We start from the raw sequence: 12,601 nt of genomic DNA on the forward strand, positions 1-12,601 counted from the left end.
GTGGTGTCTCCGTGTCTCCTACGCGGCCCGGAAGCCGAGGGTCGGTGTGGCTCGGCGGCGGGCCACCTCGTGCAGCCGGGCGGGCACGACATCGGCCAGGAAGCCGTAGCGCCGCACGAGCTCCGTGGTGGCGGCGTCACCCGCCTTGGCGGCCCGCTCTGCCAACTCGCCCCACCAGGCAGCCACTTCGACCCAGCCCGGCGCGGACAGCGAACCACCGAAGTGCTGCACGGACAGGGCGGCCGTGAGGTTGGCGAAGGCGAGGCGGTCCGCGAGCGGCCACCCCGCGAGGGTGCCGGTCACGAACCCGGCCATGAACACGTCCCCGGCGCCTGTCGGGTCGAGGGCCTCCACGCTCAGGCTCGGGACGTCGGCGTGCTCCCCGGAGAGCGAGTCGACGGCGACGGCGCCTTCGGACCCCTTGGTGACAACGGCGATAGGAACGAGATCGGCCAGCTTGGCCACCGCATCCTGCGGAGTGTCGGTGCGCGTGTAGTGCAGCGCCTCGGTGGCGTTCGGCAGGAAGGCATGGGCGTACCGGAGGCCGGTCAGCGTCGCGGTGTCCCAGCGGCCCGACTCGTCCCAGCCGACATCGGCGAAGATCCGGGCGCCCTGGTCGTGCGCCTGCCGCAGCCAGGCGTCCTCGCGGTCGGGTTCGAGCGAGGCCACGCCGGCGCGGGCGCGCGGCACGGTGTGCTCCAGCGGGGGCGCCGGGTGCTCGTGCGTCACCATGGTGCGCTCGCCGTCGTACGCCATGGAGACCGTCAGCGGCGAGTGCCAGCCGGGGAGCCGCTGCGAGTGGGTGAGGTCGACGCGCTCGACGTCGGCGAGCGACTCCCAGCAGTAGTCGCCGTACAGATCGGTGCCGAACGTGGCCGCCAGCGTGGTGCGCAGGCCCAGGCGGGCGAGCGCGGTGGCCATGTTCGCGATGCCGCCGGGGCTGGAGCCCATGCCGCGGGCCCAGTTCTCGGTGCCGATCTTCGGGGCGCCGGCGAGCCCGGTGAACACCAGGTCCATGAAGACGGTTCCCGTGAGGAACACGTCGTGTTCGGGATCGCCGGTGGCACGCACCCCCGCCAGCGGATCGATGCAGTCGCACACCGCCCTGCTTGGACTCACCGTCGTACCCTCCCTGTTCGCGAACGTCGGCCGATGCGGCGCAACGATGATCGATACCATGCACTTCCGGCCAGGCAGTTGCAAGAAGTTGCTCACCTTTGCGCGGGCGCCGGCTCTGTGCATGACGCTGTGCATGTCTCTGTGCACGACGCTGTGCATGTCTCTGCGCATGACGAAGGGGCGTCCGCCCTCCGGCCGTGTGGCGGGAGGGCGGACGCCCCTTCGTCGGGTTTCGGTCTACTAGCTCAGCGTCTTCAGAGCCGCCGCGTCGTACGCCTTCAGCTCGTCGAAGCGTCCGGCGAGGACCTTCGCCGCCCAGTCCGGGTCCTGGAGCAGGGCGCGGCCGACCGCGACCATGTCGAACTCGTCGCGCTCCAGGCTGTCGAGAAGGTCGTCGATGCCCTTGACCGGGGAACCCTCGCCCGCGAAGCCGCGGATGAAGTCGCCGTCGAGACCGACGGAGCCGACGGTGATGGTCGGCTTCCCGGTGAGCTTCTTGGTCCAGCCCGCGAGGTTCAGGTCCGAGCCGTCGAACTCCGGACGCCAGTAACGGCGGGTGGAGGCGTGGAAGACATCGACACCGGCCGCCGCGAGCGGGGCGAGAATCGCATTGAGCTCCTCCGGGGTCTCGGCGAGCCGCGCGTCGTACGCCTCCTGCTTCCACTGCGAGTAGCGGAAGATGATCGGGAACTCGGCGGAGACACGCTCGCGGATCGCGGCCACGACCTCGGCGGCGAACTTCGTACGGGCCACGGCGTCACCGCCGTAGGCGTCGCCACGACGGTTGGTGCCCGCCCACAGGAACTGGTCCAGCAGATAGCCGTGCGCGCCGTGCACCTCGACACCGTCGAGACCGATCCGCTCCGCGTCCGCGGCAGCCTGCGCGAAGGCACCGATGACGTCGTCCAGGTCGGCCTGCGTCATCTCCTTGCCCTCGCCCTCGGTACCGTCGACACGGATACCGGAGGGGCCGACGGGCGGAGCCTCGGCGAAGGGCGGCTGGCCCGCCTTGCGCACCATGCCGATGTGCCACAGCTGCGGCACGATCGTGCCGCCCGCCGCGTGCACGTCCTCGGCGACCTTCGCCCACCCGGCCAGCTGCTCCTCACCGTGGAACCGCGGCACCCGGTCGCTGTCGCCGGCCGAGTCGTGGCCCACGTAGGTGCCCTCGGTGATGATCAGGCCGACGCCCGCGGCGGCCCGCCGCGCGTAGTACGAGCGCACATCCTCACCGGGAACGCCGTCCGGCGAGAACATGCGGGTCATCGGCGCCATCGCGATGCGGTTCGGCACGGTCAGGCCGTTCAGCGCGACGGGACGGGAGAGTATCTCGGCGGCGCGGGACGTGGGGTCGGCCACGGGGGGCTCCTCAGAAGTACGGGCATACGGGATATCGGAACCGGTCGGCTGTGCGGCGCTGCACAAACGGCGATCTTCGGTGGCAACCGCTGCACCTCCCGCGCGCATTCCGCGAGCGGGCCGCACCGCGGTGTGATCCCGGCCACGGACGGCGGGGCGACCTGCCGCTCAGCCGTGTTGATCACTCCCGTACCGTGCTGCGACGGGGCCGGCCTCCCCCCTCCCGGTCTCGCAGAAGGAGTGAGAGCTGGTGCGTACTCTCGACACGAGTGTGGTGGTTGTCGGAGCCGGTCCTGCCGGGCTGACGCTCGGTGTGTTGTTGCGGCGGCGTGGGGTCGACTGTGTGGTGGTCGACAAGTTCACGCGGGAGCAGTTGCTGGCGCGTTCGCGGGCCGGGTTCCTGGAACGGCGGACCGTGCAACTGCTCGACCGGCACGGTCTGTCCGACCGGCTGCGCGCGGAGGGCCTCGCGCACACGCGCTGCGAGATACACGCCGAGGGCGAGCGGGTCACCGTGGACTACGAGGCGTGGTGCGGCGACGCGCCCAGCTATGTGTACCCCCAACAGGACGTCGTGGCCGACCTGTTGGACGCGTATGTCGGTGAGGGTGGCACCCTGCTGCTCGGCAGCCCGGTCACCGATGTCGTGGTGAGCGAGGCGCCGCGGGTCGTGTGCGGCGACGGCACCGTGATCCACGCGGACCTCGTCGCCGGCGCCGACGGGTGGCACGGGCCGACCCGCGCCGCGCTGCCGGACCCGGCCTTCACCCGGTACGACGTCCCGCACGACGCCCGCCTCCTGGGCGCGCTCGTCGAGGCACCGCCGTCCGCCGGGCACACCGTGTACGCGCAGCACCCCGACGGCTTCGCGGGACACATGCTGCGCTCCCGCGACGTCACACGCATGTACCTCCAGATACCCGCCGGTGACACCGTCGAGCAGTGGCCGGACGAACGGATCTGGAAGGAGCTGCACACGCGGCTCGACCTGCCGGACTGGACGCTCAACGAGGGCCCCGTCCTGGACCGGGCCATCGTCGACATGCACACCAAGGTCGTGGAACCCATGCACCACGGGCGCGTCGTGCTGCTCGGCGACGCCGCGCACATCGTGCCGCCCTCCGGAGGCAAGGGGATGAACCTCGCGGTGGCCGACGCCGCCGATCTCGCCGCCTCCCTTCCGAGCCACTTCGAGGGCGAGGAGCCCCTTGAGGCGGTGCTGGCCGCGTACTCCCGGCGGCGCCTTGCCGACGTGTGGCAGGTGCAGGAGTTCAGCCACACCATGCTGGAACTCCTGCACGCCGACGAGCCCGGCACCCCGGGCTCCGCCTACCGCGAACGGCTGCGGCGCGCCCGGTGGCAGCGGCTGCGCGACGACCCCGCGTACGTACGGTCCTTCGCGGAGCAGTACATGGGGCCTTCGCTCACGGAATAGCCCGGGTCACTGTCGGGCCGTGACATGCGGACGCTGAGTAGCTCGGGTCACTGCTGGCCCGCGAAGCGCGGACGCTCCAGCTCGCCGAAGGAGTCGGGTGCCGCGCCCGTGAGGCGGTCCGGGGTGAAGTCGGCCAGCAGGGGGTCCCGTTCGCCGGTCAGCAGCTCGTGCGCCGCGAGGCGTCCGAGCAGCGGCCCCAGGGTGATGCCGCTGTGCGTCGCCAGCGCGTAGACCCTGCCGTCCGGGCGCAGCCGGCCCGCCACCGTGAGGCCGTCCGCGGGGAGGGCGCGTTGGCCGACGCGGAACGATTCGAGGCGGGCGCCCTCGGTGCCGTGCAGCAAGTCGGCCAGCCGGGCGAGGAGTTGGGCGGCGTGCGGGCCGTCCACCGGCGGCGGCGCGGCCGGGTCGGCGTCCTTGTCCAGGTCGAGGCCCTGGACGACGAGCCGGCCGCCGCCGTCCGGGCGGACGTTGAGGCGGGGCGTGGTGAGTACCGCGTCGAGACGTGCCGCCGTCGGGGAGGTGTAGCCGAGGAGGCCGACCGTGGCGGAGCCGGGCTCGTTCGTGTCGGCCATGGGCAGCGACACCCCGGTCAGCGCCGCGGTCCGCTCGCTCCACCGCCCCGTCGCGCTGACGACGAAGTCGAAGGTCTCGCTGGTGCCGTCGGCCAGTTCGACCCGCACGTCAGAGGCGCGTTCGTCGATGCCGGTCACATCGGCCGGGCAGCGCAGCTCGGCGCCGTGGTCGCGGGCCTCGCCCCACAGGCGGGCGACGAGCGGGTGCGGCAGCACGTAGCCCTCCTCGGGGAAGTACGCGATGCGCCGCACCTCATCCGGGACGCGGAGGTCCGGCACGAGTTCGCGGGCCTGGTCGGGCTTCAGCCACCGCCAGGGATAGTTCCGGCCCTCCAGGAGTTCGAGAGCGTCCGCGAGGCGCCCGTCGCCCACGTCGTCCGCCGCCCACTCCAGGTTCCCGGCCGGGAAGAACCAGTCCGGCGCCGGGCCGCCCGCCTCCCGCAGGGCGTGGTGCTCGTCGACACCCGCCACGTTCAGCTCGTGGTACGAAATCGGGTTCTTGGCATGGGAGTTGATCCAGGCGAACGTGGTGCCGGTCGTTCCGGCGGCGAATCCGGTGCGCTCGAAGAGGGTGACCGCGGCGCCGCGCAGGGCGAGGGAGCGGGCGGTCGCGGTGCCGAGGACTCCGGCGCCGATGACGGCGATGCGGGGGGTGGGGGCGGTCATACGGAGGTGCTTCCTTCCGGTGCGGGGACGGGGGAGGACTGGGCGGGCACGGGCGCCGACGGGCGGCCCGAGGCCAGGGCGCAGCCGAGCAGGACGACAGTGGAGGCGGCGATGCCGTACACCGCGTACGGCACGACGGTGTCGGCGATCTGGGCCGCGCCGCAGCCCACGAGGCCCGCGGCCATCGCGGAGAGGGCGGCGGCAGGTGTCAGCCGGAACCTGCGGCGCAGCGCGTAGCCGAGGAAGAGCGGTGCGGCGAGCGCGGCGGCCGAGTACGCGTAGGTGGCGACCAGCCAAGTGAGCGCGGTCGGGAAGGAGATGGCGAGCACGGCGGCGATCGCGGTGACCACGACCGTGCAGAGCCGGGAGAGTGTCACCATGCGGCGGTCGGTGCGCCGCCCGCCCACGACGCTGCCGTACAGGTCGCGCACCAGGCTGGTGACGACCGACTGCAGCGCGCTGCCGGACGTCGAGACGATGGTGGCCACCAGGAACGCGCCGTAGGTGACAAGGAGGAGCGGCGGCAGCTGCGTGATCAGCCAGCCCGCCGCCTCCTCCGGGTTGCTCAGGCCGGGGTGCTGGGCGCGGACGGAGAGGCCGATGGCCGCCGCGTAGACACCGCCGACGAGGATGGTGAGCCCGCTGAGGATGATGCCGCGGCGGGCGTCGGAGACGTTTTTGGTGGCGAAGATGCGCTGGTAGTAGAGCTGGTTGGTGAGAGTGCCGGGCAGGATCGCGGCCACCCACAGCCACACCTGGTCGCCTCCGGCGGCGAACAGGCCCGACGGCTGCCACAGCCGCTCGGGCACATGTGTCGTGATGCCGCTCCAGCCGCCCGCGAGATGCACGGCGTAGGCGGCGACCACGAGCGACATCACGATCTTGAAGATACCGAAGACGAAGTCAGTCCAGGCCACCGATGTCAGCCCGCCGGGCAGCACGAACAGCAGCGAACCGGCGGCGATGACGGCGATCAGCAGGCTCGGCGAGAGCCCGGTCAACTGCCCGAACAGCTGGGAGAACGCGACGAATTGGGTGGCCAGCCAGCCGAACGGGACGACCAGCGCGCACACCCCGGCGAGCGCGACGACGACCCGGCTGCGCCCGAACAGCCGGGTGACGACGTCGGGGACGGTGCCGAAGCCCTGGTCGCGCAGCCAGCGCGCGGTCAGGGCCAGGCCGAAGAAGCCCAGCACGACGCAGAGTTCGTACGCGAAGACCGACCAGCCCGAGGCGTACGCGATGCCGACGTGGGCGATCAGTACGCCACCGCCCGCCGCGGTCGCGAACTGGGTGATGACGACGACGATGAGGGGCAGCGACTCGGGCGCGGAGAGCCAGTCGGCGGAGTTCTTCGCGCGGCGGCCGAAGTACACCGAGAGCAGCGCCCCGGCGGCGATGATGACCAGACCCGCGACGACGATCGCGGCTATTTGAGCGGTGGAGTGGTGCGGCAAGGGGTCACGCTCCTCGGGAGGGCAGGGGGAAGCCAGGAGGGTGTGCGGTGCCGTGCGGGTGCCAGTGGGGGAGTGGTGGGTGTCAGCCCGTGAAGCGCGCCGGGTCGAGGAACGAGATGTCGTACGGCGACTTCCCGTCGGTGACCAGGGAAGCGGCGATCTCCCCGAAGACCGGCGCGAGTTTGAAGCCGTGCCCGGAGAACCCGGCGAGGAGCGTGGCGTCGCGGGCGCCGGGCAGCGGGCCGACCAGCGCGTGGTCGTCGGCGCTGAACGCCTCGGCGTACACACCGATCCGTACGGGATGCGGGACGAGGCCGGGCAGCAGCCGGGCCACGGCGGCGGACGCGGCCTGCGCGAACTCGGCGTCCGCGCTGCGGGGCAGGTCCTCGGGGGCGCCTGTGTCGTGCCAGGGCAGGTGGTGCGGCACGATCTTGACGGCGGTTCCGTCGAGCACGGGGAAGCAGGAGAAGCCCGCCTCGTGGTGGCGCCGGATGGCGATCGGCAGCCGGTCGGGCCGGTGTGCCGCGACGTCCTTGGCGGCGAACCACGCGGCGGTGATGCGCCGCCCCTGCAACGGAAGCCCCGCGAGCCGCGCGAACGAGCCGGACCAGGGGCCGGGGCTCAGCACCACGTGATCGACGTCGTACGTGCCCTGCTGGGTGCGGATGTGCCAACCGCCGCCGGGGCGTTCGTCGAGCCCGTCCACCCGGTGGTACGGCAGCAGTTGGGCGCCCAGCTCCTGCGCGCGGGTGAGCGCGGACTGCACGGCGGGCTCGGGGCGCAGCACCCCGGCGCCCGGGTCGAGGACGGCGATCTCGTCGTCGTCGAGCCGGTGCTGCGGGAAACGCCGCGCGGCCTCCGCGGCGTCCAACACCTCGACGTCCAGGCCGTGTTCGGCGGCACTGCCCTGAACGGCGCGCAGATCAGGGTGGTCGGGCGGACCGAGCGTGAGCCCGCCGCAGAGGGTGAGCAGCTCGCGGTCGGCCTCGCTTTCGAGGCGGCGCCACAGTTCGTACGAGCGGCGCAGCAGCGGAACGTAGGAAGCGCCCTCCTTGTACGCGGTACGGAAGATCCGGGACTCGCCGGCCGAGGCGCCGCGGTCGTGGCCGGGGGCGTACGCGTCGAGGGCGAGCACCTCGACACCTCGGGCGGCGAGGTGCCAGGCCGTCATGGCGCCGATGACACCGGTACCGACGACGGCGACGCGCAGCGGGGGAGTGGACATGAGGGTTCCTTCCAGCGAGTACGAGAAGGTTTCAGGACCCGCCCGGCACCTCCGGCGCTACCGCCGTTTCCGGCAGATCAAGGACCGACTGCTCGACGAAGAACTCGGTGAGCCCCGGGCGCATGATGTGCCACATGGCCTCCGCGAGCCCGCCGTCGGTCAGCCGTGTGAGACGTCGCAGCCGCAGGACGGCCTCGCCGGGCGGGGTCTCCAGCAGGGCCGCGGTCGTCTCGTCCAGGACCTGGGCCTCGACGTACATCCGTGAGGTGCTGACGGGGATGCCGGTGCGGTGGAAGTAGTGCAGGACGGTCAGCTGTTCAAGGTCCTCGCTCAGCAGGTGCGGGGCGAGGGAGAAGGGCACGGCGGACAGTTCGACGGCGAGCGGTTGACCGTCCTCGCTGTACTTGACGCGCCGCAGCTCGTTGACGGGTTCGGTGTCGGGCACTCCTGGCAGGGTGACGCCGGCGTCACCCGCCGGGACGACCTTGGCGGACTGGACGATGTGCGGACCCGGTACCTCGGGCCCGGTCTGCCGCACATCGGTGAAGCGCAGCAGATTCTCCTGGCGGGCCCCTTCGGCGACGAACGTGCCGCGCCGCCGGTAGCGGACCACGAGGCCTGCCTGGGCGAGTTCGTGCAGGGTGCGCTGCGCGGTGGCGCGGCTCACCCCGTACTCCTCGCGCAACTCGGCCTCCGTCGGTACGCGGGAGCCGGGCTGCCATTCACCCGAGGTGATCCGGGCCTCGATCTCGGCCCGGATCAGTTGATACTTGGGAATGCCCATTGATTTGATCCAACCATTCGCCAATTGACCGGTCAATAGTGCGGGGTGGGGTGATCTCTACCCACGGGCCATTCTCGGGGTGTGGGCGGGGTGCGGGAGCGGGCGGGCATGCGGTCTGCCGCCGGCCGCGGTGGAAGGGGATCCTGGGGCCATGGAATTCCTCTGCTACCACCGTGACCGCAAGGACTCCCTGGCGCTGCGTTATGAACTCGCGGAGAGGCACTGGTCCTACATGGACGGGTACGCGAAGGAGATGATCGCCCGCGGTCCGACGTTCGCCGACGACGGAGAGACGCTCACCGGGAGCGTGCACATCGTCGACCTGCCCGACGCCGCCGCGGCTCGCGCGTTCGCCTTCGACGAGCCCGGATACCAGGCGGGCGCCTACCGGGACGTGCTGCTGCGGCGCTGGCGCAATGAGTTGGGGCGCAGCATGTGGGACTTCCCCGGCGGCCCGACCGAGGGGCACCGGTACCTCGTGCTCGGTCTCGGCGCGGGCCCGGTCACCGGCCTCGACGTACCGGCCGACCCGGACCCGTCCGTCGACCGGGACGAACTGGTCGCCTACGGGCCGCTGTTGTCCGACGACGGTGCCTCCTGGCTGGGTACGGCGGCGCTGCTCCGGGCGCCGGACGCGGACGCGGCCCGCGCCGTCCTGGCCCCGGGCCGGTACGCCGACATCGAGGTGCACAACTGGGAGTTCGGCGGGCGGTCGTGACCGTGGTCCGCCGTGCCGACCCCCTGAGAAGTCCGAGAAGGTGACGCCTGTGTCCGCACCGAACATCGTCCTCATCTGTGTCGACCAGTGGCGCGGCGACTGTCTCTCCGTCGCGGGCCACCCCCACGTACGCACCCCACACCTCGACCAACTCGCCGCCTCCGGTACGCATTTCACGTCCGCGTACTCCGCCACCCCCACCTGCATCCCGGCCCGCGCCGCCCTGTTCACCGGCCAGTCCCAGGAGCGCCACGGCCGCGTCGGATACGTCGAGGGGGTGCCGTTCGAGACGGCTCACCCCACCACCCTGGCGGGCGAGTTGGGGCGCGGTGGGTACCAGACGCAGGCCATCGGCAAGATGCACGTGTGGCCCGAGCGGGCCCGCGCCGGGTTCGACGACGTCGTCCTGCACGACGGCTTCCTGCACTACGCCCGCCGCGAGGAACGCCGCAACTTCGCCTTCTTCGACGACTACGTGCCGTGGCTGCGCCGCCAGCCCGGCGTCGGCCCCGACGCCGAGTACAGCGACCACGGGGCGGGCTGCAACTCCGTCGTCGCGCGCCCCTGGGACAGGCCGGAACATTTGCACCCGACGAACTGGGTCGCCACGCAGACCACGGAGTGGCTGTACCGGCGCGACCCCTCACGCCCGTTCTTCCTCTACCTGTCCTTCCACCGGCCGCACCCGCCGTACGACCCGCCGCAGTGGGCCTTCGACGAATACCTCCAACTCCCGCCGTACGAGCCCGTGGTGGGCGACTGGACGGACGACTTCGCGGGACACCGAAAGGACGGCGACCACGAGGCGTTCGCCGGCCGCATGGACGCCCGGACCATGCACCGCGCGCGGGCCGGCTACTACGGGCACATGGCCCACATCGACCTCCAGATCCACCGGATCCGCATGGCCCTCGAGGACTTCGGCCTGCGCGACAACACGGTCATCGCCTTCACCTCGGACCACGGCGAGATGCTCGGCGAACACCACCTGTTCCGCAAGGGATTCGGCTACGAGGGCTCGGCCCGCGTCCCCCTGCTCTTCGGCGGACTGCCCGAGGGGTACGCGGCCGGAAACGTCGCCGACGAGGTGGTCGAGCTGCGCGACATCATGCCGACCCTCCTCGACCTGGCCGGACTGCCGGTCCCCGACACGTGCGACGGACGCAGCCTCGTGCCGCTGCTGCGCGGCGAACAGCCGGACGACTGGCGGCCGTTGCTGCACGGCGAGCACGTACTGCTCGGACAGTCACTGCAGTGGGTGACCGACGGACGCACCAAGTACCTGTGGATGTCGGGCGACGGGCACGAGCAGCTCTTCGACCTCGCCGCCGACCCGCACGAACAGCACAACCTGGTGGACGACCCGGCGGCGGAGGACCTGCTGCACACCTGGCGCGGACACCTGATCCAGGCGCTGACCGGGCGCGAGGAGGGCTTCGTCGAGGACGGCCGACTCGTCACCGGGCGGCCCGTGGTGGCCGTCCTGCGCCCCACCCGCGAACGCGTTGAGACAGCCGGGTAGCAGGTCCGCCGTGGGGGTCCAGGCACGCGGTTCCAGGGGCGACTGGTAAACACGTCGCATGGAGGAACTTGCGAGACTCAGTGAGATCGAGCAGGCCGCGGCCGGGCACGGGCAGTTGATGTGGGCCGCCCAGGGGCAGGACGGCGAGAGCCCGGGGCCGGGGGTGCGGGCCTGGCGACACGGCGAAGCGTGGGCGGTGGCCAGTCCGAACCAGCAGCAGGACCGGCTCATGGTCCAGGGCGACAGCGCCGACGCCGCCGTCCTGGTGCGGCGGGTCCTTGAGGAGGTGGGCCCGTCCTACCGTCTCCTGGGGGAGGCGGACTTGATCGATGAGTTGGTGCGGCGGTTGCCCGGGTTGGTGCCCGTCCACCAGTTCTTCTGGATGGAGACCACGTCGCCTTCCGGCGCCGCCACCGCGGGCGTCCGGTGGCTGGACTCGCGTGAGGAGAAGGAGGCGGCGTCCCTTTTCGATCGCTACTTCCCCGACTCCTACGCGCAGCCGGGGCGCGCGGGCGTGCGCCGCTGGGCCGGAGTCGTCGGCGTCGTGGGCGAGGAGGCCGGCAGCGAGGACGGCAGCGTCGGGGCGGAGCCGCTGACGGTCGCGGCGGACGCGTGGTCCGCGGCCGGGTGCGGGTTCATGGGTGGTGTGTTCACCCACCCCGCCGCCCGTGGCCGTGGTCTGGCCCGGGCCGTGTCCGGCTACGTCCTGGACGACCTTGTAAGCCGCTACGGCCGCGCCGCGCTCATGGTGCTCACCGGCAACGCGCCGGCCATCGCCACGTATGAACGCCTCGGCATGACCAAGCACCGGTTCGGGGCGGCGCACCTGCGCGCCCGGTGACGCCCTAGCCTCGTCGGCCGCGCGGGTGCGGCCAGGGTGTCACCGGGGCGGTCCGACGCCGCTCACACCACCCGCCGCCCCCGCACCTCCCGCGGCGACGCGCCCAGCTCCCTGCGGCAGGCCTTGTTGAATGCTTGCAGGTCCGGGATGCCCACCGTGGCGGCGACCGCGGTGATCGCGAGTGTGGAGGACTGCAGCAGGTGCCGGGCGCGCTCCATCCGGCGTCTGCGGATCCAGGCCACCACGGTGTCTCCCGTGTCGGCGCGGAAAAGGCGGGTCAGATGGCCGGGGGAGACGCCCGCCGCGGCGGCGATCCCCGGCACCGTGAGCGGCGTGGCGAGGGACCGCTCGATGTACTCCGTCGCCGCCGCGAGCGCCGGATGGGGGCGGCCGGTCCTTTCGGGCGGGCCCAGTTGGGTGGTGTGCCACAGCACCGTCCACACCTCGGCGGAGGCCCGGGCCCGCGACAGCGGCATGGCCGCCACCGCGCTCCCGAGCAGCGTTCCGAGCAGCGTTCCGAGCAGCGCCGCCTGCGCGCCCGCGTCCTGCATGACCGGCACCCGGCGCAGCCCCTGCGGATCACGGCCCGGCAGCCGGAAATGCGCGTACAGATGCTCGCTGCGCCGCGACGCGTAACGGAAATGGGCCTCGGTGTCCGGCCGGATCAGGCTGATGTGTCCCGGCCGGATCGGATGGCGCAGGCCGTCGACCGTCAACTCGCCTGCGTAGCTGTAGAGATGAAGTTGCCACAGGTCGGGCAGTCGGAAGGACTCGCGCAGCGCCTGCCCGCCGTGGACGCCGACGCCCGCGCTGACCACCTCGGGCGGCTGGTCCAACTGCAACGCGACGCTCTCGGCCATGCCGGAAAATTACCAGTAGAGGCCCGATAGGGCCCACGACGAA

Annotated in this window: 11 protein-coding genes; 4 read left to right on the plus strand and 7 right to left on the minus strand. The window is 72.0% G+C overall.

Going from position 1 to position 12,601, the window contains the following annotated elements; genetic code table 11:
* Positions 1-18 precede the first annotated feature (18 nt).
* Positions 19-1,119: a carbohydrate kinase family protein gene (locus tag OG746_RS41985; protein ID WP_266724371.1), complete on the minus strand. Its 1,101-nt coding sequence runs from the start codon at positions 1,117-1,119 to the stop codon at positions 19-21.
* Positions 1,120-1,359: 240 nt separating this feature from the next.
* The gene (locus OG746_RS41990) at positions 1,360-2,478 is read right to left on the minus strand and encodes an NADH:flavin oxidoreductase (RefSeq protein WP_266724373.1); all 1,119 of its coding nucleotides are present in this window, start codon (positions 2,476-2,478) and stop codon (positions 1,360-1,362) included.
* A 250-nt stretch (positions 2,479-2,728) separates the two neighbouring features.
* On the opposite strand from OG746_RS41990, the gene OG746_RS41995 reads away from it, so the two are divergent.
* On the plus strand, positions 2,729-3,913 hold the full coding sequence (locus tag OG746_RS41995) for a 4-hydroxybenzoate 3-monooxygenase (RefSeq protein WP_266724375.1): 1,185 nt from the start codon (positions 2,729-2,731) through the stop codon (positions 3,911-3,913).
* A 47-nt stretch (positions 3,914-3,960) separates the two neighbouring features.
* On the opposite strand, the gene OG746_RS42000 is transcribed toward OG746_RS41995, so the two are convergent.
* The 4 genes from OG746_RS42000 to OG746_RS42015 all read right to left on the minus strand — a co-directional run bounded on the left by OG746_RS42000 (position 3,961) and on the right by OG746_RS42015 (position 8,617).
* Positions 3,961-5,151, minus strand: coding sequence for an NAD(P)/FAD-dependent oxidoreductase (locus tag OG746_RS42000; protein ID WP_266724377.1), 1,191 nt, complete (start codon positions 5,149-5,151; stop codon positions 3,961-3,963).
* Positions 5,148-6,608, minus strand: a complete 1,461-nt coding sequence (locus OG746_RS42005) for a sodium:solute symporter family protein (RefSeq protein WP_266724378.1) — start codon at positions 6,606-6,608, stop codon at positions 5,148-5,150. The genes OG746_RS42000 and OG746_RS42005 overlap by 4 nt, the downstream gene beginning before the upstream one ends.
* Positions 6,609-6,690: 82 nt before the next feature.
* Positions 6,691-7,833: an N-methyl-L-tryptophan oxidase gene (gene solA, locus OG746_RS42010; protein ID WP_266724380.1), complete on the minus strand. Its 1,143-nt coding sequence runs from the start codon at positions 7,831-7,833 to the stop codon at positions 6,691-6,693.
* Between the two features lie 31 nt (positions 7,834-7,864).
* Positions 7,865-8,617, minus strand: a complete 753-nt coding sequence (locus OG746_RS42015; protein ID WP_266724381.1) for a GntR family transcriptional regulator — start codon at positions 8,615-8,617, stop codon at positions 7,865-7,867.
* Positions 8,618-8,768: 151 nt separating this feature from the next.
* Between OG746_RS42015 and OG746_RS42020 the strand changes: the two genes are divergently transcribed.
* From OG746_RS42020 to OG746_RS42030, 3 genes are read left to right on the plus strand one after another with little or no spacing between them, the layout of a single operon-like run.
* Entirely contained in the window at positions 8,769-9,335 is a 567-nt protein-coding gene (locus OG746_RS42020; RefSeq protein WP_266724383.1) for a YciI family protein, read from the plus strand.
* A gap of 49 nt (positions 9,336-9,384) precedes the next feature.
* A complete protein-coding gene (locus OG746_RS42025) occupies positions 9,385-10,857 on the plus strand; it encodes an arylsulfatase (RefSeq protein ID WP_266724385.1) in 1,473 nt (490 codons plus the stop codon).
* A gap of 58 nt (positions 10,858-10,915) precedes the next feature.
* Entirely contained in the window at positions 10,916-11,698 is a 783-nt protein-coding gene (locus tag OG746_RS42030) for a GNAT family N-acetyltransferase (RefSeq protein WP_266724387.1), read from the plus strand.
* Positions 11,699-11,760: 62 nt separating this feature from the next.
* On the opposite strand, the gene OG746_RS42035 is transcribed toward OG746_RS42030, so the two are convergent.
* Positions 11,761-12,558 (minus strand): AraC family transcriptional regulator, encoded by a 798-nt coding sequence (locus OG746_RS42035; protein WP_266724389.1) that lies wholly within the window; start codon positions 12,556-12,558, stop codon positions 11,761-11,763.
* Between the last annotated feature and the right edge of the window lie 43 nt (positions 12,559-12,601).

It is taken from the genome of Streptomyces sp. NBC_01016 (genome assembly GCF_026341035.1).
Classification (GTDB): domain Bacteria; phylum Actinomycetota; class Actinomycetes; order Streptomycetales; family Streptomycetaceae; genus Streptomyces.